Consider the following 22,582-nt stretch of genomic DNA (forward strand, 5'->3'; position numbering starts at 1 on the left):
CCATGAGTACATCGCTTCCTATTGAGCAGCATCTGAATCAAATTCGTTCCGTGCTGGCGAGCCAAAACCGTCTGATACTCGTAGCGCAGCCAGGAGCCGGTAAAACCACGCGCGTACCGCTAACGCTGCTGTCGTGTGCGTGGGCGCAGGGGCAGAAACTGCTACTGCTGGAGCCGCGTCGGGTTGCCGCCAAACTCGCCGCCACCTTCATGGCGGCCCAGCTCAATGAGCAAGTGGGTGAGACCGTTGGGTATCGGATGCGGGGCGACAGCCAAACTGGCCGTAAAACCCGGCTGGAGGTGGTCACGCAGGGCGTGCTTATTCGTATGCTGCAGGATGACCCGTTATTAGAGGGCGTAGCGGGAATCATTTTTGACGAGTTTCACGAGCGAAGCCTTGAGGCAGATTTAGGCCTCGCTCTGGCGCTCGATGTGCAAGAGAGCGTGCGTGACGACCTGCGTCTATTGGTAATGTCGGCCACCTTGGATGTGACAGCGCTCAAGCGAGTGTTAGGGAGTGATATAGCGGTCATCGAAAGCGAGGGGCGAGCCTTCCCCGTCGAGACCCACTATCGACCGCCGTTGGGGGAAGCTTCGCTGAGCGACACCGCGCTGCGAGTGCTTCATGAGGCCCTGATACGTCCAGAGAGCCAAGACGTTCTGATAATCTTACCCGGCGTAGCCGACATCGCTCAACTCGTTGACGCCGTGGAAGAGAGCCCTCTGGATGTCGAGGTGCACCCGCTGCATGGAAGGTTGCCTTTGGAGTTACAGCAGGCGGCCATGCGGCCACGTGCAGAGCGTCGGCGGGTGATCGTCTCGACCGCGATTGCCGAGTCCAGTGTGACGATCGACGGTGTCAACGTCGTGATCGATGCAGGATTCGAGCGGGTGCCTCTGTTCAATCCTAGTACGGGGCTGACCAAACTAACCACCCGTCGTGTCAACAAGGCGAGTGCCGATCAGCGTCGTGGGCGTGCCGGTCGCCAGCAGCCGGGCGTCTGCTATCGGCTTTGGGCTGCGGAACAGCCCCTGGTGGGCTATGCGGAACCGGAGATACTTCAGGCCGATTTATCCAACCTCGTGCTAGAAACCGCCCTATGGGGTGTCCATGAACCCAGAGCTTTGTCGTGGGTCACATCGCCTCCTGAGGGGGCGCTGAGATCGGCTCAGGCGCTTCTGGATCAGCTTCGCTTACGAGCGCCAGGCGGGGGATTGACGCAGCTCGGTCGGCAGAGTGCGGCGCTAGCCTTGGAGCCGCGTTTAGCCGCCATGCTAGTGGGGGCGAAAGCTTTGCAGGCGATACCTCTGGCCTGTGCACTGGCAGCATTGATGGAGGGTCGAGAGCGGGTGCAAGGATCGCTGCGTGATGCGCTGACCCAGCGATTGCAAAAGCCTTCTGCTTTTTCGCAATGGCATCAGCAGACCCAGCGCCTAGCGAGGTCGATGGACGTCTCCATGCCTCGTGTCGTTGATCTAGGGGCGCTCAGCGCTCTGCTGTGTTTGGCATACCCAGACCGTGTCGCCCAGCGCATCGGCATTGGGCGCTTCAAACTGGCGAATGGCAAAACGGCAACGCTGCCTGAGCGTCATCCATTTGCCCAACACGACTGGCTAGTGGCGGTAGCGATCGAGAGTGCAACCAGTGAAGCCCGCATTTACGTCGCAGAACCCATCACGATAACCACTTTGGTCCAGCTCTATCCTGATACCGGACGTTGGGAAGAATGCGTGGGCTGGTCGGAGGAGCAGGGTAAGCTGGTCGGCGAGGCCGTACAGCGGCACGGCGAGCTGGTGTTAGCCGTTCGTCCGTTGCCCCAGCTGTCGGCAGAGGCGATGGAAAAAGCGCTCCTAGAGGCGCTCAAGCAACGCCCGCAGCTAGTGATAACGGAGGACGTTCGCCAATTGCAGGGGCGAATGGCGTTGCTCTCACGACTATGGCCGGAGCAGTGGCCCGATTGGTCGGAGGCGGTGCTAATGGGGACGTTGGAGACGTGGCTGGCGCCCTATGTCGCGGGGTTGACGCGCATGGCGCAGGTCGAAAGGTTGCCATTTCATAGCTGCCTCATGAATACACTGGCGTGGGAGCAACAGCAGCAATTGGAGCGCTTGGTGCCAAGCGTGATCACGGCGCCGAGCGGTCGCGCCATCAACGTGGATTACGCGCCGTGCCAAGTGGAGCAGGCGCCAGTATTGGCATTGAAGCTACAAGAGGCTTTTGGTTGGCAATCAACGCCTACCGTCGTCGATGGGCGTGTATCGATAATACTTCATTTGCTGTCGCCTGCGCGGCGCCCGCTTCAAGTGACTCAAGATTTAAAGAGCTTTTGGATCAATGGTTACCCTGAGGTACGCAAAGAGATGCGGGGTCGCTATCCCAAACACCCGTGGCCAGAAGATCCGCTAACGGCTCAAGCCACGGCGTCTACCAAACGACGGCACGAATGAGGGGCTAGGCAGATTCAGTCGTTATCGTCACTGTCTGCGTTAGGGAGTTCTCCCGGTTTACGATAGCGAACGCCGTCAGCACGAGGCTCTTCGTACCGGCGATTCTCATCTTCAGCGACGACGCCCAATACGGTTTCCTGAGAGCCGTCTGGCCATGTGTAAGTCGTGCATCCAGTGAGCAAGAGAGAGGAAAGCATGACGATGCAGACGCGCTGTGCGACGCCACGATGCTTGGGCATAGAAGACTCCATTGACAGTCCATTGCGGTAGCGACAAATGTTCGACAAGTGTGAATGGACCCAGGTTTTGCCGCAAGCTTATTCATAGCAAAGTGCTGCTGTTATGACTGATCATGCGTGGCTGCTTGAATTTCGAGCCGCAGCAAGATGCTCAAAATTGCCTATCATCAACGGTAGGCGGGTGCTCTAACACAGCGGCCGAACGCAATGTGACATGCCTGAGCAATGAGGGAGTAGCTATGTGGTCAGTCATCAAGTCGGTGCTGGCAGCGCTGATCGGCGTTCAGAATGACCGTCAACGGCAGCACGATTTTTCGAATGGCAAGCCTGCTGCGTTCATTTTCACGGCGATCGTCGTCACGTTGTTGTTCGTTCTGGTGCTAGCGAGCATAGCAATGTTTGCCGCGGGGTGAATCGTTGAGAAACATCACGCTTGCAGTGCGTGACGAATGCCATTTGTTTTCTATACTCACAAGACATCACTTCATCCTGACCTAATAAACGGGATGGCGAGAACAACAATAAAAAGGAGGCTGCTATGCACCTACCGTGGCGATGGCTTCTCACCATGACCAGTGTCGCAAGTATCTCCCAGGCCCAGGCCAGCAGCTGGAACATGCCGGTCGGTGTCACCGATATTAGCCGCGATATTTTTGGCCTTCACATGACCATTTTTTGGGTGTGTGTGGTGATTGGCGTGATCGTTTTCGGTGTGATGTTTTACTCCTTGTTTCGCTATCGCCATGCCAAGGGCGCCAAAGCGGCAAGTTTTCATGAACATACCTCCGTAGAAGTGCTATGGACGGCCATCCCGATTTTGATATTGGTGGGTATGGCAGTGCCAGCAACGGCGACACTGAAGAACATGTATGATGCTTCCGAAGCCGACCTGGATATCATGATTACGGGGCAGCAGTGGCGCTGGCGCTACGAATATTTAGGTGAAGATATTGCATTCACCTCCAACCTTAGTACCAGTCGCGAGCAAATCCGTGGAGAGGCCGAGCGAGACGAGCATTACCTGCTTGATGTAGACGAGCCTCTCGTGCTTCCTATCAATCGTAAAGTCCGCTTTTTGATGACATCCGATGATGTCATCCACTCCTGGTGGGTGCCGGCGCTGGCCGTCAAACAGGATACGATCCCAGGCTTTATCAACGAAAACTGGGTGCAGATCAACGAGCCTGGCATATACCGCGGCCAGTGTGCCGAGCTATGTGGGGTGAATCATGGCTTCATGCCCATCGTGGTTCATGCCATGGAGGAAGCGGAGTACGAGACGTGGCTCGAAGAGCGTAAAGCGGCAGCCGAGCAGGAAGCCATGGGTATCGATCGTGAATGGGCACTCGATGAGTTGATGGTACGTGGCGAAACCGTTTATCAATCGATATGTTCCTCTTGCCATCAAAGTGAAGGTCAAGGGGCGCCTCCTGCCTTCCCGGCGCTGGCGGGCAACGATCAGCTGATCGACGACCAGGACTGGCATTTAGACCGAGTCATTAACGGTGTGTCGGGGGCGGCCATGCCCGCTTTTCGAAGTACGCTCAATCCAGTAGAGATAGCCGCTGTAGTCACGTTCACGCGGAATGCTTGGGGAAATGATACGGGGGATGCTGTTCAGCCTGCGACAGTGGCCGAACGTATTGCGCAATAAGTGAAGCGTTAAACACCATCTTCCAATACAACGATAAAGTACGCGGAGAGACTCATGGCGCCGAAACTTCCTCCACACAACCCCCTGCAACACAGTTCAACGGCCGTCGCGGGTGGTCAGTCGCATGAAGGCCATGCGCATCATACTCCGCCGAAAGGCCTATTAAGGTGGTTGCTGACTACCAATCATAAAGAGATTGGGTCGCTTTATCTGATTTTCTCGCTGACGATGTTTTTCGTGGGTGGCATTTTTGCGCTGGTGGTGAGAGCCGAGCTGTTTCAACCGGGATTGCAGCTGGTCGAGCCTGAGTTTTTCAATCAAATGACCACCATGCACGGTTTGATCATGGTGTTTGCAGCCGTGATGCCCGCTTTTACCGGATTGGCCAACTGGATGATACCGCTACAAATTGGCGCGCCCGACATGGCGCTTCCACGGCTCAATAACTTCAGCTTTTGGCTCTTGCCCGTTGCCTTTGCGCTGCTGCTTTCCACGTTATTGATGCCAGGCGGTGGCCCTAATTTCGGTTGGACGTTTTATGCTCCCTTATCGACGACTTATGCGCCTGCGTCCACGACGTTTTTTATTCTAGCGCTGCATATCGCGGGGATTAGTTCGATTTTAGGTGCGATCAACATCATCGCGACGATTCTCAATATGCGAGCCCCTGGCATGCGCATGATGGACATGCCGCTGTTCGTTTGGACATGGCTGATAACCGCTTTTCTGCTAATTGCGGTGATGCCGGTGTTGGCAGGGGTCATTACCATGATGTTGATGGACATCAATTTCGGTACCAGTTTCTTCGATGCCGCGGGCGGAGGAGACCCCGTACTATTTCAACATTTGTTCTGGTTCTTCGGACACCCCGAAGTCTACATCATGATATTACCAGCGTTTGGTATCGTGTCGGCCATCATTCCAACGTTTGCGCGTAAACCACTGTTTGGGTATGCCTCGATGGTGTACGCCACCGCAGCCATCGCCCTGCTATCTTTTTTAGTATGGGCGCATCATATGTTCATCGTAGGTCTACCGCTGACCGCTGAGCTGTTTTTCATGTACTCCACGATGCTCATTGCCGTGCCTACTGGGGTCAAGGTGTTTAACTGGGTGACCACGTTGTTTCGTGGCTCGATCAGTTTTGAACCACCTATGCTGTTTGCGCTGGCATTCGTCGTCCTGTTTACCATTGGCGGTTTTTCAGGACTGATGCTGGCCATTGCGCCAGCGGATTTTCAGTACCACGACACCTATTTTGTGGTTGCCCATTTTCATTACGTCCTCGTGCCTGGCGCTATTTTTGCCATCATGGCAGGCGTTTATTACTGGTTGCCAAAATGGACGGGCCACTATCCCAATGAGCGGTTGGCGCAATGCCATTTCTGGTGCTCCATCATTGGCGTCAACCTGACGTTTTTCCCCATGCACTTTGCCGGTTTGGCCGGTATGCCCAGACGTATTCCCGATTACGCCTTGCAGTTTGCAGATTTCAACTTGCTATCGAGCATCGGAGCGTTTTTCTTTGGGGCCTCTCAGCTACTGTTCGTCTTGGTTATCGTGCTGTGCGTTCGAGGAGGGCAAAAAGCACCCGCGAAAGCTTGGGAGGGCGCGGTGGATCTAGAATGGAGCGTGCCAAGTCCTGCTCCGCTGCATACATTTGAAACGCCACCTGTCTTTCACCGTGCTCAAACCCACGAATAAGCGGTGAGCGCTGCATTAGATCGAGGGGATTAACATGGGCATAGATCGAGCTCAAAGAGACGGTGTGAATAAGACGGTCATTCGCAGCGTTGCCGCCCTGCTTGGGATGTTCGCTTTTGCCTTTGCGTTAGTGCCCCTTTACGACGTGTTCTGCAAAGTGACGGGATTGAATGGCAAGGTCGATACGACTGCTCAGGCCATTGTTCATGAGGAGGTCGATCAGACGCGTTTCGTCATGGTTCAATTCATTACCCGCGGCAGTGCAGGCTTACCCTGGCAAATGAGTGTCGCAACGCGGCAAATGCGCGTTCATCCCGGGCAAACGGCAGAGGTAGATTTTACTTTCACCAACAACAGTGCCATAGAAAGCTGGGGGCGGGCGGTGCCTAGTGTGTCTCCCTCCAGTGCCACGACGCATTTACGCAAGGTCAGCTGTTTCTGTTTTCAAGAGCAGCAGTTGCAGGGAGAGGAGCGACTCACGATTCCTCTGGTATTTCAGTTAGCGAAAGACTTACCCGAAGAGATCAATACGATCACGTTGGTATACACCCTTTATCCGGTACAGCGGACGCCGCTGCAAACGGCCTATAATAATCACTTGGCGGGGGATAACACATGAGCAGCGGCAGCTACTACGTTCCTGCTACCAGTCGGTGGCCCATTTTAGGTTCATTGGCCCTGGGTGCCTTGATGTTAGGGATCGGCATCCAATTGGTATACGACACGGGAGCGCCTCTGCTTGTCATTGGGTTAGTAGGGGTCGTCAGCGTCATGGGGCTATGGTTTCGGGATGTGATCCATGAGTCGATGGGCGGTCTCTACGATGCGCAAATGGACCGGTCATTTCGATGGGGCATGGGCTGGTTCATCTTCTCAGAAGTCATGTTTTTCGCCGCCTTTTTTGGCGCTTTGTTCTATATCAGAACGTTCACGTTGCCCTGGCTAGGAGGAGAAGGCGCCAAGGGTGTTTCGGCCTTGCTCTGGCCTGATTTCGTACCCCAATGGCCACTTCTCAACCCACCTGATACCTCCGTGTCAGGGCCTACCAGTGTGCTTAGTCCCTGGCAGCTTCCTCTAGTCAATACGCTGATACTCGTTACGTCCAGTATCACGCTGACCGTTGCGCATGAGGCGCTCAAGCTGGGTGAGCGACAAACGTGTCGTAATTGGTTAGCAGGGACAGTATTGCTAGGTCTCTGCTTCATCGTCATTCAAGGGGTCGAGTATTACGAGGCCTACCATCACTATGGGATTACCCTGGAGGCTGGGATTTTTGGCGCTACTTTCTTCATTTTGACCGGGTTTCATGGCCTTCACGTAATCATTGGTACGCTCATCTTGGCCAGCATGCTAATTAGGATCATCAAAGGGCATTTTGCTAATGACCACCACTTTGGCTTCGAAGCATCCTGCTGGTATTGGCACTTCGTCGATGTGGTGTGGGTTGGCCTCTTCATCTTTGTCTATGTGTTTTAGTGCGTTACCCAAGCTCGCCAGATAAAAAGCCAATAAGTAGCAGCGCGATGAGTAGGCAGGTGAGAGCGATACGCCATTTTAACGATATGAGTAGACGCCTTGAGGTGCTGTCATCTCGTAGCAAAAAGCCTGCTCCTGCGGCAAGACTGGCGACGATTCCAATAAACACGACGGCAATGAGTAGTTTTAAAAACATGATCAAGCCCTCTCGTTATCCAGTGAGATTCTATGCCTGGTATTTGTTTTGGTCTGTCGTGGTGACGCTTGGCATTCTGTTGGGACTATGGCAGTGGGAGCGGGCCGATGACAAGCGCGATTTACTGGCCAGCAGGGCCGCGGCTCCGTCAATGATCGAGCCCGTCGATACACCATCAGACGGGGCGCAAGTATATCTTCGAGGCAGGTATCTGCCGCAACACACGCTCTATCTGGATAATCGTATGGCCTCTGGACGCTTAGGCGTGGCGGTGCTGACGCCGCTGAGAGACATGAATGGTCAACTGTGGTTGGTTCAACGCGGTTTTTTGGAGACGGGGTTTAGTAGAGACGCGCCTCATGTGTCGACTCCCGAAGGCGTCATCGACGTGTCGGGCGAGTGGCAGAAAGCGCAAGCACAAGGCCCCCTTTATGGGGCTAACCAGGAGGGCGTACGCCTTCAGCAGCTAAGTCTCGCGCCTTGGGAAGGGGCTTTGGGCGAATTCAGCCATCATGGCTGGCTGCATGCAGAGCAAGGGGACGGTGTGTTAACGCCATGGTGGGAGGCAAGCGTTATGCCAGCAAGCCGTCATGTTGGCTATGCTGTTCAGTGGTGGGCCTTGGCATTGACGGCTTTCGTCATCATGCTGTTTGGCGGACATCGCCTAGCGGCTGATCGTCGCGAGCATTATGAAAGAGGACGTTAATATGCAGTCTCACCGTCCAGTACGTTATCCCAGAATCAAGCTGCTATGTTTGTTCGTGATCTTTGCTGCGCCGATCGTCACTGCCTGGGGGATGTTAACGTGGCAAGTCGGTATTCCGCAGGCGCATACGGCTCATGGACAAGTCATCCTAGATGTTCCCCCATTGCGACAGTGGCCGCTGGCGGTGAGTGCCCCCTCTTCAGAACGGTGGACCCTGGTATTTGACTGCAGTAGCCAATGCGAAGAAAAGCAGGACGCACTTTGGCGCCTACACCGTGCCTTAGGGCGTGAGGCGCCGCGACTGCAGCGGTTGAGGATTGGTGGGGAGACCACTGCACTGCCAGGCGAGGTGGTGACAAAATGGCAACATTCTCCTTCTTGGGGGGGTGAAAACCGCATGTGGTTGTTCGATCCGATGGGCAGGCCAGCGCTCTCTTTTAGTGACGAAACGGCTACGGCCGACATCCTGGATGACATACGTCACCTGTTTAAAGTCAATCCAATATAGCCTTTGCTCGGCTAGTTTTAGCCGTAAGGAAGCTCGATGCATAGCTACTCACAGCGCCTTGACTGGCTTGTAAGGTTGACGTTAGCAGGTACGTTACTGACTACCTGTGTGATATTGGTAGGTGCGTGGACCCGTTTGGTCGACGCAGGATTAGGCTGCCCTGACTGGCCTGGTTGTTATGGCAAACTCATTGTTCCCGATAGTGATCATGCGGCGCTTCGACATCCTGATGCTCCTTTAGAGCCCTTCAAAGCCTGGGTAGAGATGGCTCACCGCTATGTAGCCAGTTTATTGGGCTTGATTGTGCTCACCATCGTGGCAATGGGGTGGTCACTGCGCAAACGTCCAGAATATCCATGGCGACTTAGCTTGGCGTTACTGATCGTTATTCTCGTTCAGGGCGCGTTTGGTGCGTTTACCGTTACTCTTAAGTTGTGGCCACAGGTTGTCACGCTGCATTTGCTCGGAGGATTGAGTGTTTTGATGCTGTTTTTCTGGCTGCATCTTCGGTTGCGCAGGGCGTGGCGCAACAAAGGTGGTGCAGCCAGGGCTGGCAATCTTCTCTGGTACGTAGCGGGAGCCGCGCTGGTGCTTCAGCTGGCGCTGGGAGGCTGGGTCACTAGTAACTATGCGGGTATTGCTTGCCAAGGGTTTCCGACCTGCAACACGCAGTGGTGGCCAGCCATGGACCTCAGTGAAGGGTTTCATCTAACGCAAACGGTGGGGCCTAGTTACTTGCACGGGCAGCTCCATGCCGATGCGCGCACGGCGATCCATATGGTTCATCGATTGGGCGCTCTTTTATTAGGAGGGCTATTGTTACTGCTTTGGTGGCGTTATCGGGGCCTACAGCCGGTGAGTAATGCCTTGGTGGGTGTGCTCATCGCTTATGGCCTCCAGGTAGGGCTGGGGATTGCGAATGTCTTGTTGTGGCTGCCTTTATGGCTGGCCTTACTACACACCGCTGGCGCCGTAGGACTTGCCTTGAGCCTTGGGTGGGCTTGGTGGTGTTGGCGATATCGTACCGGTGTTCAAGTGGTGGCGTCTTCTTTGTCCCAGGCGGACAAGCTGCATTCACGTTTTAGCTAACCGCGACACTGCCCTTACGACGGCGTGCAAACGACGAATTGGGTTGGTCTACTGATGCTAATTGGGTGTACAATTCTCGTTAAGCTATTTTATACGTTTCAGGGGCTTTATGAGTTCAACGGTTGCACTTTTACTGTTCGTTGTCGCTGTGCTAATCATCGCCGGGTTGGTCGTCTACGCCCATAAATTGCGAAGCGAAGTGAAGCGCCGTGAAGCGTTTAGACTGGAAGAAGAGCGGCGTGCTCAGCAAAACAGCCTAGAAAATCTGGACTACGTGGTGAGCGCTCTCGTCCAAGAGCAAGTCGACATCACCGAGGGTTCCTGGCGCTGTAAAGTGCTGCTTGAAATCGTCGATCCAAGTCTTTCTGAACGACCTGAGTTTCAGGCGTTCGCCGAGGTTTATAACCGTACGCGTCATCTTAAGACGCACTCTGCGCGCAAACAGTTGACCCCACGGGAAAGAATGCAAGAGGACAAGGAAAGGCTAGCTGTGGAAGATGAGATGCGCCCTGCGGTGCTCGCAGCCGCCGCAGAGGTAATTAAATGGCGCGCTAAAGGCCCTTCCGCTCTTCATTAAAAATTTTTAATGCCATCGATGTGAGCTTTGCTATGCTGGTAAGGTCGGTATTGGCAAGAAGTTGATATCTCGGCATTGTTGCCTTCTAACGCTGAAACGTTAATGATAGGCACCACGTTCAGTTTCACGGGCAGGGGAACCCCGTCCTGGATCAGAACAGCGAAAAATGGATGCTCTCGCCATAAGAAGCATTGGATAGATTTGGTCTCTAGACCATGTCAGCATTGGATCAAGAAGGAGTCTTGCATGAAAAAATCAACGACTGGCTTGCTAATCGGTTCTGCTTTAGTCGTCGGCCTGTCAGGTTGCGCTAGCTCAGCCTCTCAGTCTTCTGGCCAAGCAGGCGCCAACAGCGGCCAAAGCTGGTACCAGCACCCCGCGGTTTGTGGTTTGGCGGGCAGCATCATCGGCGGTAGCATTGGCTATGCCACCAGCAGCAGCTCAGATGAAGATGCGGGTGCCGCAACCGGTGCAGCGGCAGGTGCAGCTATCGGTGGTCTGCTGTGTGCAGATCGTACACCTGAGCCGGTAGCACCTCAGTGCCCGAGCTACGGCGAAGTGCCTGCGGGTGTTGCCGTTGATGCCGAAGGCTGCCCGCTGGATTCCGACGGTGACGGCGTGCCTGATTACCGCGACCAGTGCCCGGGCACCCCGGCTGGTGTAGCAGTCAATGCCAACGGCTGCCCGCTGGATTCTGATAACGACGGCGTTCCGGACTATCGCGACCAGTGCCCGGATACTCCGGCGGGTGTAGAAGTCAACGCGCTGGGTTGCCCGGATAGCGTGGTACTTCGCGAAGTTAACTTTGAGTTTGATTCCGCTCAGTTGACTGCAAATGCACAGAACGTCCTGAACGGCGTAGCTGAGCGTCTGGTCAACAACCCAGACGTTCGTGTGAGCATCGAAGGCCACACCGACTCTCGTGGTTCTGACCAGTACAACAAGGACCTGTCTCAGCGTCGTGCTGAGTCCGTTGCAACCTATCTGAACCAGCGCGGCGTGGAAGCTAACCGTATGCGTGCTGTAGGCTACGGTGAAGAGCGTCCCGTGGCAACCAACGATACCGAAGAGGGTCGTTTCCAGAACCGCCGTGTAGAACTGGACGAGTGGAACTAATCCACACGACAGTATCGTGAAAAGGCTGCCTCGACCTGAGCGTCGATGACACCCTTTGACACAGAACGGGAGGCGTATGCCTCCCGTTTTATTTTACGGCGTCACAAAGTCTGATAGGCTTGGCGGCCCTAAAAGCCCCATGAAGACCCTAACCCATTGATAGCGAAATGTGATCCCTGGTATGGATCACCACTGCGCTCAAGGAATACCTGAATGCCCATAGTGACACTGCCTGACGGCAGCCAAAGAACGTTCGAAGCGCCCCTCTCTATCATGCAACTGGCAGAGTCCATTGGCCCTGGTTTGGCCAAGGCCTGTGTGGCGGGCAAAATAGATGGTGTGCTGGTAGATGCTGCCGATATCATCGAGCAGGATGCCGATGTTTCTATCATTACTGCCCGGGATGAAGAAGGTCTAGAGATTATCCGCCACTCCTGTGCTCACTTGATTGGGCACGCGGTTAAGCAGCTTTATCCCGACGCCAAAATGGCCATTGGTCCGGTCATTGATGATGGCTTTTACTACGACGTCGATTTTGGTAAATCGATAACGCCTGATGATATGGACGCTATCGAGAAGCGGATGCAGGCGCTGATCGACCATGAATATGACGTCATTCGTGAGTACGTCGATCGCGATCAAGCGATGACTACGTTCGAAAAACGTAATGAGACTTACAAGCAGGAGATCATTCGCGACATCCCTGAAGGCGCGGCGATTCGGCTGTACCATCATGAAGAGTACACGGACATGTGTCGTGGACCGCACGTGCCCAACACGCGTCATTTGAAGGCCTTCAAATTGACCAAGTTGGCCGGTGCGTACTGGCGCGGTGACTCCTCCAACCCCATGCTGACGCGTATCTATGGGACTGCGTGGGGGGATAAAAAACAGTTAAAGGCGTACCTTAAACGCCTGGAAGAGGCCGAAAAACGCGATCACCGCAAGCTGGCGCGGCGGCTCGATCTTTTCCACATGCAGGAAGAGGCGCCTGGGATGGTGTTCTGGCATCCCAAGGGCTGGGCGCTTTGGCAGCAGGTCGAGCAGTACATGCGCGGCGTTTACAAAGAGGGTGGCTATCAAGAGATTCGCTGTCCGCAAGTGATGGATGTGTCGCTGTGGAAAAAGTCAGGCCACTGGGACAACTATGCCGATGGCATGTTCTTTACCGAGTCGGAAAAGCGCGAATACGCGCTCAAGCCGATGAACTGCCCGGGGCACGTGCAGGTATTCAACTCAGGACTGCGTAGCTACCGTGAGCTACCAGTTCGCTTTGGTGAGTTTGGTGGCTGCCATCGTAACGAGCCTTCAGGCGCCTTGCACGGCATCATGCGCGTACGTGCTTTTACTCAAGACGACGGCCATGTCTTCTGTACCGCAGAGCAGGTCGAGCCGGAAGTAACGAGCTTTCATCGCCAAGCACTAAAGGTGTATCAAGACTTCGGTTTTGAAGATATCGCAATCAAAATCGCGCTGCGTCCGGAAAAGCGTATTGGTAGTGACGAAGTGTGGGATCGCGCTGAAGACGCCCTTCGCGGTGCGCTAAAAGCCTGCGGCGTTGATTGGCAGGAACTTCCCGGCGAAGGCGCGTTCTATGGCCCGAAGATTGAGTATCACATGAAGGATTGCTTGGGTCGCGAATGGCAGGTCGGCACCATGCAGGTGGACTTCATGATGCCCGAGCGCCTTGGTGCACAATATGTAACCGAAGAGGGCGAGCGCAAGGCGCCGGTCATGCTTCACCGGGCGATCGTCGGCTCCATGGAGCGCTTCATCGGCATCCTGATTGAACATTATGCAGGTGCTATGCCATTATGGTTGGCACCAGAGCAAGTGGTCATCATGAATATTACCGATTCACAGCGCGAATATGCGCTGAAATTGGAGAAACGCTTGCAAAAAAGCGGTCTTCGCGTCAAAGCAGACTTGAGGAACGAGAAGATCGGCTTTAAAATCCGTGAGCATACGTTACAGAAAATTCCCTATCTCCTTGTGGTCGGAGATAAGGAAGTCGAAGCTGACTCAGTGGCCGTGCGAACTCGCAGCGGCGAAAACCTCGGAACTTTGACCGTCGATGACTTCATCGAACGTATCAATGCCGAGCGAGCAGCCCTGGCGACATCGTCAATTGCCTAAGGAGACAGAGCAATCAAGCGAAGCAACCAGCGCGGGCGTCCACAAGATAAACGCCCACCAATGAACGAGCGAATTACCGAAGAAGAAGTACGTTTAATCGATGCCGAAGGCGAGCAGTTGGGCGTTGTGCCCACCACTGAGGCTCTTGAACGTGCGGAAGCTGCCGGTTTAGATCTCGTGCAAATTTCGAATGCCGATCCGATCGTTTGCAAGATCATGGATTATGGCAAATTCGTTTTTGAGACCAAAAAGCAAAAAGCGGCTCAAAAGAAGAAGCAAAAGCAAATCCAGGTCAAGGAAGTCAAATTCCGTCCTGGCACCGACGAAGGCGATTATCAGGTGAAGCTCAAAAACCTGACCCGTTTCTTGGAAGGTGGTGACAAGGGTAAGGTCACATTGCGCTTCCGCGGTCGTGAAATGGCGCACCAAGACATCGGTCGTAAGCTGATGGAACGGATTGCGTCAGACCTGGAAGAGATCGGAGCGGTGGAGTCTTTCCCGAAAATGGAAGGCCGCCAAATGATCATGATCCTTGCCCCGAAAAAGAAGTGATCCAACGGCGAAGTCAACGGGCTAGCGCTTAGGCGCTAGTCGGCCCTGGGTTTTCTAAAAAATATCGAGCGGAGTTTTCTCATGCCGAAAATCAAAAGCAACAGCGGCGCTGCCAAGCGCTTCAAAAAGACTGCGAATGGCTTCAAACACAAACAGTCTTTCCGTAGCCACATCTTGACCAAGAAGTCGACCAAGCGTAAGCGTCAGCTGCGTGGCATGAAGCAGATTCATGCTTCCGACAAAGCGTTGATTCAGCGCATGCTGCCGAACCTGTAAGGTCGAGTTTTCTTATCTGAGTGCCTCTAGCCTCAGTCATAAAGTCAGGAGTGTGTTATGACCCGTGTTAAGCGTGGCGTAGTTGCCCGTCGTCGCCATAAAAAAGTTCTGAAGCAGGCCAAAGGTTACTATGGTGCACGTTCGCGTGTTTTCCGTGTAGCCAAACAGGCTGTTATCAAAGCCGGCCAGTATGCGTACCGTGACCGCCGCAACCGCAAGCGCCAATTCCGCGCGCTGTGGATTCAGCGTATCAACGCTGGTGCGCGCATCAACGGCATGTCTTACAGCCGCTTTGTTGGCGGTCTGAAGAAAGCCGGTATTGAAATCGACCGTAAAGTATTGGCCGACCTGGCAGTACACGAAAAAGCAGCTTTTGCTGCTATCGTGGAAAAAGCCAAGGCTGCCCAATAAGGCTATTTGCACTGGTTTAATGCCCGTGTGAAATGCCCAAGGTCATTTCAGTGTGACCCATGCAGGGGAAGAGCAGCCGCTCTTCCCCTGTTTTTTGTCACCTTCAACATGCCAGCCATCCTCGGGGATGGGACCGCTTAATTCGGAGTAAATTGGATGGATCACCTTCCTACTCTGGTGTCAGAGGCCCGCGATGCTATTCAAGCTGCGCAGAGCGTCTCAGCGCTAGATGAGTTGCGCGTACGTTACTTAGGTAAAAAAGGCGAAGTCACCGCCTTACTAAAAGGCTTGGGCAAGCTGTCACCAGAAGAGCGCCCTGCGGCTGGCGAGCAAATCAACCAAGCCAAGCAAGCGTTGTCGAGTGACATTGACGCTAAGCGTGAGCAGCTGGAGAGCGAGGCACTCAATGCTCGCCTAGCGGCTGAGCGCATCGACGTCACGTTGCCTGGGAGAGGGCAGGAGAGCGGTGGACTGCACCCAGTAACGCGTACGTTGGAGCGTATCGAGGGGTTATTCACTCGCATTGGTTTTGATGTGGCCGTGGGGCCAGAGATCGAAGACGACTACCACAATTTCGAAGCGCTCAATATTCCGGCTCACCACCCGGCTAGGGGGATGGCGGATACCTTCTATTTCGACGCGACGCGTTTGCTACGCACCCACACGTCTCCCGTACAGGTTCGTACGATGAAGAGCAGTGAGCCGCCTATTCGCATCGTGTGTCCAGGTCGCGTGTATCGTAGCGATTCGGATTTGACGCATACGCCCATGTTTCACCAAGTCGAAGGGCTGTTGGTAGATGAGGGCATCAGTTTCGCTGACTTGAAAGGAACGATCGAAGACTTCTTGCAAGCATTCTTCGAGCGCGACGACCTTTCGGTTCGTTTCCGGCCCTCATACTTTCCATTCACTGAGCCCTCTGCCGAGGTGGATATTCAGTGCGTGATGTGTAGTGGTAACGGTTGTCGCGTTTGCTCCCATAGTGGCTGGTTAGAGGTGATGGGGTGCGGCATGGTGCATCCGGAGGTGTTCAGACACTCTGGTATCGACGCCGAGCGCTATACGGGCTTTGCCTTTGGGATGGGTGCCGAGCGTTTGGCCATGCTGCGCTATGGCGTCAATGATTTGCGCTTGTTTTTCGAAAACGATCTGCGCTTCCTTCGTCAATTCACCTAAAGACTGCTGCCAGCGACGGGAATCAACATGAAATTTTCAGAACAGTGGTTGCGTGATTGGGTAACTCCGCAGCTGGATACACAGGCCATCGCCGACCAGATCACCATGGCGGGCCTTGAAGTGGATGCCGTTGAGCCAGTGGCCGCTTCATTTAGCGGCGTTGTTGTGGCGGAAGTACTCACCAAAGAGAAGCACCCCGACGCCGATAAGCTCAATGTTTGTACGGTGAATGATGGGTCGGCAGCACCGGTGCAGGTCGTTTGTGGAGCGCCGAATGTCGATGTAGGTCAGAAAATTCCCTTCGCTCAGGTAGGAGGCGTGCTGCCGGGAGACTTCAAGATCAAAAAAGCCAAACTGCGAGGCGTTGAGTCTCGTGGCATGATCTGTTCGGCGTCCGAGCTGGGGCTTGAGGAGGAGACTTCTCCGGGTATCCTGGTATTGCCAGCGTCGGCGCCGGTAGGCACAAGCTTTCGTGACTACATGCAGCTCGATGATATGACGATCGAGGTGGATTTGACGCCAAATCGGGGCGACTGCCTGAGTATCAAAGGGCTAGCCAGGGAAGTGGGAGTGCTCAACCGCTTGCCGGTGAGCGGCCCAAGCATTGCGGCTGTGGCGCCAACGATCGATACAACGTTTCCTGTGAAGGTCGAGGCTCCTGAACAGTGTCCGCGCTATGTAGGGCGTGTGATCGAAGGCGTGGCTACGAATGCAGAAACGCCGCTATGGATGGTAGAGCGACTGCGTCGCAGCGGTGTACGCTCCATCGACCCTGTGGTGGATATCACCAACTACGTCATGCTGGAGCTTGGCCAGCCGTTGCACGCATTCGATCGCGATCATTTGCAGGGCAGTATTACCGTGCGTTTGGCCAAAGACGCAGAGCGCTTGACGCTGTTGGATGGCCAAGAAGTCACCCTACGCCCAGAAACGCTCGTCATTGCCGATGAGCGCGGCCCTCTGGCCATGGCTGGCATCATGGGGGGCGAAAACTCTGGGGTCAGCGAAAATACCCAGGCCATTTTTCTAGAGTCGGCGTTCTTCGCGCCACTTGCGATTGCCGGACAGGCGCGCTCTTACGGCCTGCATACCGATGCATCGCACCGTTTTGAGCGTGGCGTCGACCCTGAGCTTCCTCTCGTAGCGGTCGAGCGTGCTTCACAGCTTCTGTTGGAGATTTGTGGCGGTCAGGCAGGCCCGGTGGTGGAAACCGTTAGCGAAGAGCACTTGCCCGCGCCGCGCGCCATTACGCTGCGTGAAGCCCGTCTAGAAAGCGCGCTTTCCAAGCGGCTATCGGCGGACGATGTTACCGATATACTCCAGCGTCTTGGTCTTGATGTCGATAAGCATGCGGAGGGTTGGTCGGTGGTCGCGCCTAGCTGGCGGTTTGACGTTGCCATCGAGGAAGACCTCATCGAGGAAGTGGCGCGTATTCATGGCTACAACAATCTACCGGTGCGACGTCCAGCTGCTCGATTGGCACTGCGTTCTGCGAATGAATCGACATTGACACCATCGCAACTGCGTCACCAAATGGTTGCGCGTGGTTTTCAAGAAGCTGTCACTTACAGTTTCGTTGCTCCTGATCTACAGGCAGCGCTGTTACCGGACGCAGTGTCGCCGGTATTGGCCAATCCGATCTCGTCAGACCTCTCTGTGATGCGCGCCAGCCTATTTCCTGGGCTAGTTAGAGCACTGGAGCACAACCTGAATCGCCAGCAGACGCGAGTGCGCATTTTTGAGACGGGGTTGGTGTTCAATGGCTCTCTGGACCACCTAACCCAAGTCCCGATGATGGGGGCGCTGGTATGTGGTGGGCGAGAAGCTGAAGGCTGGGATGGTGCTAAAGCGCAGGTAGACTTCTACGATTTGAAGGGGGATCTGGAGAGTCTTTTAGCCATGGGGGGTGGCCTAGCAGCCTGGCGCTTCGAGCCTGGAGTGCATCCTTCGCTGCATCCCGGTCAAACGGCGCAGCTCTTCCATGAAGGGAAACCTGCTGGCTGGATTGGTACGCTTCATCCCCAGGTCCGTGCAACGTTAGGGCTCAAAGTGGATGCCGTGCTGTTCGAGGTCCGATTGGATGCGTTGAGCCAAGGTTCGATTCCCGCCTTCGAACCGCTTTCGCGTTATCCGGAAGTTCGTCGCGATTTGGCCTTCTTGATCAAGGCAGAGACACCGGTACAAGCGTTGCTGGATTGTGCAAAGGCCAAGGCTGGTGATTACCTCAAAGACATAAAGCTATTTGATGTCTATGCTGGTAAAGGCGTGGCCGAGGGATATAAGAGCATTGCATTGGGCTTGACCTGGCAGCACGCTTCACGCACGCTAAATGATGAGGAAATCAATCAGTTGGTCGACTCGATCATTACAAACGTGCGAGCCGAATTAGATGCCGAACTTCGCGGCTAACTAAGCTATGCCATGACACGACGCTTATCACGTTCTTGGCAATGCGTATGCTACATGGAGGAGCCCTATGGGTGCGTTGACCAAAGCAGAGCTGGCTGAGCATTTACATACAGAGCTTGCGCTGTCAAAGCGAGAAGCAAAAGCGATGGTAGAGGCGTTCTTTGAAGAAATCCGCGCCTGTTTGCGCGAAAACGAACAGGTAAAACTGTCGGGCTTTGGCAACTTTGACCTACGTGATAAGCGTGAGCGGCCTGGGCGTAACCCGAAAACCGGTGAGGAAATTCCCATTTCCGCTCGGCGCGTGGTGACGTTTCGCCCAGGCCAGAAGCTCAAGCAGCAAGTGGAGCGCTATTCGAGCAGCCAATAGTTTCTTTTTTGCTGTTCGCTTACTCAAAAGGAGTGCCTAGGCACTCCTTTTAGTGTTTGGAGCTCGCCCTTTGATGCGAGCTCTACGGGCGACTAGCTTGGTAAGTGGCTAAATGCCTCGTCCTTCGATGAGCCAAGTGATGACGACTTTAATGACGTAACCGAGCATCCCCGCGCCCAGTACGATAAACAGCATGATCGTGCCAAATTTGCCTGCGTTCGACTTTTTGGCCAGGTCCCAAATGATAAAGCACATGAAAATGATCAGGCCGCCAATCATTATGGGCGTGATCCATGTCTCGAAGGCCTGCTGCATAAGCGCTCCTATTGGACGATTGATTGAGCCCATCGTGGGCGTGCGTCGTTTTTGCTGATCGTGGTAATATTTGAGCAAATTCATCAGGTATTTGTCGACTGACTTTACGAGCCAAGCGCTGATGAGCGAACGTTGAAAGCGCAAGGGCACTCAGTACGACATCATCGTCGAGGAGTAGAGCAATGCCGACGTTAACCATTGTAGTGGGCACCATGTATGGTGGTGCATTGGATGTGGCTGAACAGGTGAAGCCGCTATTCGAACAGGCAGGTTATACGGTCGAAATTTCAGAGCAGCCAACGGTGGAAGATGTTACCCAGGGTAGTGACTTGAGCTTGTTTTGCGTTTCGACCACAGGAAGCGGTGATTTTCCCGGTAATTTCGTACCCTTTGTACGCAGCTTGAAAGATCAAAGCCCCTCGCTAACAAAGTTACGTTACGGTCTCATCGCATTAGGTGATAGCTCTTACGGTGATACGTTTTGTGGCGCGGGAAGAGCGCTGGATGAGCTGCTACAGGATCTCGGCGCTCGCCGCCTAGGAGAGCGCCTTGAAATTGATGCCATGGAAACCTTTATGGCAGATGATGCGGCGCTGCCTTGGGTAGAAGAATGGATCGACGATCAACAGCTGAAGGTCGCCTGAACATGCAGCGATCCGCCTATTCCTCTGAGCGTGTCAGTGTGGCGATTGGCCTATGTGTGGTGATGCTGGCAGCGCTACCGCGTTATATGGCGGGTGGCCACGAGACGCGCCAAACGCTGCTGGTGATGGCTCTGGTTCTAGTGGCTGGAGCAGCTATTTTTCAGTGGAAGATGCTGTCTCAAAGCGCAAGGCAAACGCTTCCGGGGCTCATCAAGCGCTTGATCGTGATGTTGGTGGCAGGCGCTATAGTGATGGGCGCTTGGCACGCCATATTTACCGACTGGATCAGTTGGCAGGTATTTATCTCGCATGCGGCAACGTGCGGACTTTTACTGCACGCCGTATCGTTATGGTGGACAGCACGGGAAATGTGAGTTTTTGTTCTGCTAACCCCTTGTAATCGATGGTCACGCCCCCATCTTGCGAGCATGGCGCTTGCCACCATGCGTCAGGGTTCTTAAAATTGATCCCCTTGAATACATTTTACGCAATCAACACAACGCCTATCCGCTAGAGGACAATTCATGCAAGTTTCCGTCGAGACGACCTCCCAGATCGAACGCCGTATCACTATTCAAGTGCCGGCAGCAGACATCGACGAGGCCGTCAGCGCTCGCTTGAAAGACACCGCGAAAAACGTTCGCTTGAACGGTTTCCGCCAAGGCCGAGTGCCCATGGCCGTCGTGCGTCAGCGCTATGGCGACAGCGTGCGCAATGAAGTGGTGGGCGAAGTGATGCGTGAGCGCTACGTACGCGCCATCACTGAAGAAGGTCTCAATCCCGCTGGTTTTCCGCAGATTGAACCGAAGGTAAACCAAGCGGGTAAAGATCTTGAGTTCGTTGCCACCATGGAGGTCTACCCGCAGGTCGAGCTGGCGTCTATCGAAGGCACGGACGTAGAGCGTCCGGTGGTTTCTGTCAGCGAGGCCGATGTCGATGAAATGATCGATACGCTTCGCAAGCAAAATGCTGAGTGGGAAGAGGTCGATACGGCCGCAGAGGATGGCGACCAGGTTACCATCGACTTTCAAGGCTTCTTGGGTGACGAGCCGTTCGAGGGTGGCAGTGCTGAAGGCCATGCCTTGGTCATCGGTTCCAACAGCTTTATTCCGGGCTTCGAAGAGCAACTGATTGGTACGAAAGCGGGCGAAGAGAAAACTATTTCTGTTACGTTCCCGGCAGATTACCAAGCCGAGCACCTTGCTGGTCAAGACGCGACTTTCAAAGTCACCGTTCACAAAGTGAGTACTCAAAAGCTGCCGGAAGTGGATACGGCGTTCATTGAGCGCTTTGGTGTCGAAGGTGGTGATGAAGCCAAATTTCGGGCTGAAATCAAGAAAAACATGACGCGTGAGGCTTCTCAGGCGGTCGATAACCGTGTCAAGCAACAGGTGCTGGATGCCCTCAAGAAGGCAAACGACATTCCCGTTCCCAGCGCGCTAGTTCAGCAAGAAACTGACGGTATGAAGCGTCAGGCCGCTCAGCAGTTCGGTTTGGGTGAGGATTTTGATGTTAGCCAACTGCCGAACGAGTTGTTCGAGGAGCAAGCTAAAGGACGTGTTCAAGTCGGTCTGCTGTTGGCCGAAGTGATCAAAGCTCACGAGTTGGATGCTGACGACGCTGAAATCAAAGCCAAAGTCGAAGAGCTGGCAGAGCAGTACCAAGATCCCACCGAAGTGGTGGAGTACTACATGGGTAACGAGCAGCTGAAAACCCAAGTGAAATCTGCCATTCTTGAAGAGAAGGCGGTCGATAAACTGCTTGAGCAAACGAACGTCAAAGACGTGGAAATGTCTTACCAGCAAGCGCTGGCTGCTGCTCAGCAACAGGCTGAGCAAGATGAGAATGAAGAGGGCTAACAGGCAAGCGCCTGATCTCATCGCGTGGCGCACCCTGCTTGGGTGCGCTTTTCCCTTACCGGACGCAAGGAATCACCCGAATGAGTGAGTTTGATATTCAAAACGCCGGCGGTCTAGTGCCCATGGTGGTTGAGCAGAGCGCCAAAGGGGAAAGAGCCTACGATATCTATTCGCGTCTGCTGAAAGAGCGCGTGATTTTCCTGGTGGGCCCTGTAGAAGACTACATGGCCAATCTTGTCGTGGCGCAACTACTGTTTCTTGAGTCTGAAAATCCCGACAAAGACATTCACTTATATATCAACTCGCCCGGCGGCTCTGTGACGGCAGGGATGTCTATCTATGACACCATGCAGTTCATCAAGCCGGACGTTTCCACCGTGTGTATCGGTCAAGCCGCCAGCATGGGCGCGCTACTGCTTACCGCAGGTGCTGCAGGCAAGCGTTACTGCTTACCGAACTCACGTGTGATGATTCATCAGCCGCTGGGCGGTTACCAGGGGCAAGCATCGGATATCGAGATTCACACCCGTGAAATTCTTGGTATCCGGGAGAAGTTGAATCAAATCTTGGCCCACCATACTGGCCAAGACATTGATAAAGTGGCCCAAGATACCGACCGTGACAATTTCATGAGCGCCAATAAAGCCAAAGAGTATGGCTTGATTGACGCAGTGCTGGATAAGCGGCCTACATCCTGATAGCGTGATAGGATTCTGCTTTTCTAA

The 22,582-nt window shown here is 54.3% G+C and carries 24 protein-coding genes; 21 read left to right on the forward strand and 3 right to left on the reverse strand.

Features of this window, described 5'->3' with window-relative positions; all coding sequences use genetic code 11:
- Window positions 1-2 precede the first annotated feature (2 nt).
- Complete coding sequence (hrpB, locus tag GYM47_RS08085; protein ID WP_139528541.1) at window positions 3-2,447, forward strand: ATP-dependent helicase HrpB; 2,445 nt, start codon at window positions 3-5, stop codon at window positions 2,445-2,447.
- 14 nt (window positions 2,448-2,461) lie between these two features.
- Here hrpB and GYM47_RS08090 read toward each other — a convergent pair whose 3' ends face one another.
- Window positions 2,462-2,686 carry a hypothetical protein gene (locus GYM47_RS08090; RefSeq protein ID WP_139528540.1) on the reverse strand — a complete coding sequence of 75 codons (225 nt, stop codon included), beginning with the start codon at window positions 2,684-2,686 and terminating at the stop codon, window positions 2,462-2,464.
- 239 nt (window positions 2,687-2,925) lie between these two features.
- Between GYM47_RS08090 and GYM47_RS08095 the strand changes: the two genes are divergently transcribed.
- The 5 genes from GYM47_RS08095 (at window position 2,926) to GYM47_RS08115 (ending at window position 7,520) form a co-directional block, all read left to right on the forward strand.
- Entirely contained in the window at window positions 2,926-3,099 is a 174-nt protein-coding gene (locus GYM47_RS08095) for a DUF2970 domain-containing protein (protein ID WP_139528539.1), read from the forward strand.
- Between the two features lie 125 nt (window positions 3,100-3,224).
- Window positions 3,225-4,340, forward strand: coding sequence for a cytochrome c oxidase subunit II (gene coxB / locus GYM47_RS08100; RefSeq protein WP_153844010.1), 1,116 nt, complete (start codon window positions 3,225-3,227; stop codon window positions 4,338-4,340).
- A 54-nt stretch (window positions 4,341-4,394) separates the two neighbouring features.
- Window positions 4,395-6,044, forward strand: coding sequence for a cytochrome c oxidase subunit I (ctaD, locus tag GYM47_RS08105; protein WP_218013995.1), 1,650 nt, complete (start codon window positions 4,395-4,397; stop codon window positions 6,042-6,044).
- A 34-nt stretch (window positions 6,045-6,078) separates the two neighbouring features.
- On the forward strand, window positions 6,079-6,663 hold the full coding sequence (locus GYM47_RS08110) for a cytochrome c oxidase assembly protein (RefSeq protein ID WP_153844011.1): 585 nt from the start codon (window positions 6,079-6,081) through the stop codon (window positions 6,661-6,663).
- Complete coding sequence (locus GYM47_RS08115; protein WP_139528536.1) at window positions 6,660-7,520, forward strand: cytochrome c oxidase subunit 3; 861 nt, start codon at window positions 6,660-6,662, stop codon at window positions 7,518-7,520. The genes GYM47_RS08110 and GYM47_RS08115 overlap by 4 nt, the downstream gene beginning before the upstream one ends.
- 4 nt (window positions 7,521-7,524) lie before the next feature.
- Here the strand turns inward: GYM47_RS08115 and GYM47_RS08120 are convergent, their stop codons facing one another.
- The gene (locus tag GYM47_RS08120) at window positions 7,525-7,716 is read right to left on the reverse strand and encodes a DUF2909 family protein (protein WP_139528549.1); all 192 of its coding nucleotides are present in this window, start codon (window positions 7,714-7,716) and stop codon (window positions 7,525-7,527) included.
- Here GYM47_RS08120 and GYM47_RS08125 point away from each other — a divergent pair.
- From GYM47_RS08125 to GYM47_RS08175, 11 genes are all read left to right on the forward strand, one after another.
- Entirely contained in the window at window positions 7,715-8,422 is a 708-nt protein-coding gene (locus GYM47_RS08125) for an SURF1 family protein (protein ID WP_139528535.1), read from the forward strand. The two genes, GYM47_RS08120 and GYM47_RS08125, sit on opposite strands and share 2 nt — an antisense overlap.
- A gap of 544 nt (window positions 8,423-8,966) precedes the next feature.
- Window positions 8,967-10,019, forward strand: coding sequence for a COX15/CtaA family protein (locus GYM47_RS08130; RefSeq protein ID WP_139528534.1), 1,053 nt, complete (start codon window positions 8,967-8,969; stop codon window positions 10,017-10,019).
- A 109-nt stretch (window positions 10,020-10,128) separates the two neighbouring features.
- Window positions 10,129-10,596 carry a DUF2489 domain-containing protein gene (locus tag GYM47_RS08135; RefSeq protein WP_153844012.1) on the forward strand — a complete coding sequence of 156 codons (468 nt, stop codon included), beginning with the start codon at window positions 10,129-10,131 and terminating at the stop codon, window positions 10,594-10,596.
- A 246-nt stretch (window positions 10,597-10,842) separates the two neighbouring features.
- Window positions 10,843-11,712: an OmpA family protein gene (locus tag GYM47_RS08140; protein WP_139528532.1), complete on the forward strand. Its 870-nt coding sequence runs from the start codon at window positions 10,843-10,845 to the stop codon at window positions 11,710-11,712.
- A gap of 213 nt (window positions 11,713-11,925) precedes the next feature.
- Window positions 11,926-13,848: a threonine--tRNA ligase gene (gene thrS, locus GYM47_RS08145; protein ID WP_153844013.1), complete on the forward strand. Its 1,923-nt coding sequence runs from the start codon at window positions 11,926-11,928 to the stop codon at window positions 13,846-13,848.
- 12 nt (window positions 13,849-13,860) lie between these two features.
- The gene (gene infC / locus GYM47_RS08150; RefSeq protein WP_139528530.1) at window positions 13,861-14,400 is read left to right on the forward strand and encodes a translation initiation factor IF-3; all 540 of its coding nucleotides are present in this window, start codon (window positions 13,861-13,863) and stop codon (window positions 14,398-14,400) included.
- Between the two features lie 81 nt (window positions 14,401-14,481).
- A complete protein-coding gene (rpmI, locus tag GYM47_RS08155; RefSeq protein WP_009724291.1) occupies window positions 14,482-14,676 on the forward strand; it encodes a 50S ribosomal protein L35 in 195 nt (64 codons plus the stop codon).
- A gap of 57 nt (window positions 14,677-14,733) precedes the next feature.
- Complete coding sequence (gene rplT / locus GYM47_RS08160; RefSeq protein ID WP_009097607.1) at window positions 14,734-15,087, forward strand: 50S ribosomal protein L20; 354 nt, start codon at window positions 14,734-14,736, stop codon at window positions 15,085-15,087.
- A gap of 156 nt (window positions 15,088-15,243) precedes the next feature.
- Window positions 15,244-16,263: a phenylalanine--tRNA ligase subunit alpha gene (pheS, locus tag GYM47_RS08165; protein WP_139528529.1), complete on the forward strand. Its 1,020-nt coding sequence runs from the start codon at window positions 15,244-15,246 to the stop codon at window positions 16,261-16,263.
- A 27-nt stretch (window positions 16,264-16,290) separates the two neighbouring features.
- A complete protein-coding gene (gene pheT, locus GYM47_RS08170) occupies window positions 16,291-18,672 on the forward strand; it encodes a phenylalanine--tRNA ligase subunit beta (RefSeq protein WP_153844014.1) in 2,382 nt (793 codons plus the stop codon).
- A gap of 67 nt (window positions 18,673-18,739) precedes the next feature.
- Complete coding sequence (locus GYM47_RS08175; protein ID WP_139528527.1) at window positions 18,740-19,039, forward strand: integration host factor subunit alpha; 300 nt, start codon at window positions 18,740-18,742, stop codon at window positions 19,037-19,039.
- Window positions 19,040-19,147: 108 nt separating this feature from the next.
- Here the strand turns inward: GYM47_RS08175 and GYM47_RS08180 are convergent, their stop codons facing one another.
- Window positions 19,148-19,354, reverse strand: a complete 207-nt coding sequence (locus tag GYM47_RS08180) for a DUF2788 domain-containing protein (protein ID WP_139528526.1) — start codon at window positions 19,352-19,354, stop codon at window positions 19,148-19,150.
- Between the two features lie 182 nt (window positions 19,355-19,536).
- On the opposite strand from GYM47_RS08180, the gene GYM47_RS08185 reads away from it, so the two are divergent.
- From GYM47_RS08185 to clpP, 4 genes are all read left to right on the forward strand, one after another.
- A complete protein-coding gene (locus tag GYM47_RS08185) occupies window positions 19,537-19,998 on the forward strand; it encodes a flavodoxin (RefSeq protein WP_153844015.1) in 462 nt (153 codons plus the stop codon).
- 2 nt (window positions 19,999-20,000) lie between these two features.
- On the forward strand, window positions 20,001-20,372 hold the full coding sequence (locus GYM47_RS08190; protein ID WP_153844016.1) for a hypothetical protein: 372 nt from the start codon (window positions 20,001-20,003) through the stop codon (window positions 20,370-20,372).
- Window positions 20,373-20,522: 150 nt separating this feature from the next.
- Window positions 20,523-21,857 carry a trigger factor gene (gene tig, locus GYM47_RS08195; RefSeq protein ID WP_153844017.1) on the forward strand — a complete coding sequence of 445 codons (1,335 nt, stop codon included), beginning with the start codon at window positions 20,523-20,525 and terminating at the stop codon, window positions 21,855-21,857.
- An 80-nt stretch (window positions 21,858-21,937) separates the two neighbouring features.
- On the forward strand, window positions 21,938-22,555 hold the full coding sequence (gene clpP, locus GYM47_RS08200) for an ATP-dependent Clp endopeptidase proteolytic subunit ClpP (RefSeq protein ID WP_139528522.1): 618 nt from the start codon (window positions 21,938-21,940) through the stop codon (window positions 22,553-22,555).
- Window positions 22,556-22,582: the final 27 nt, after the last annotated feature.

The sequence above is a fragment of the Vreelandella piezotolerans genome (assembly GCF_012427705.1).
Lineage (GTDB): Bacteria > Pseudomonadota > Gammaproteobacteria > Pseudomonadales > Halomonadaceae > Vreelandella > Vreelandella piezotolerans.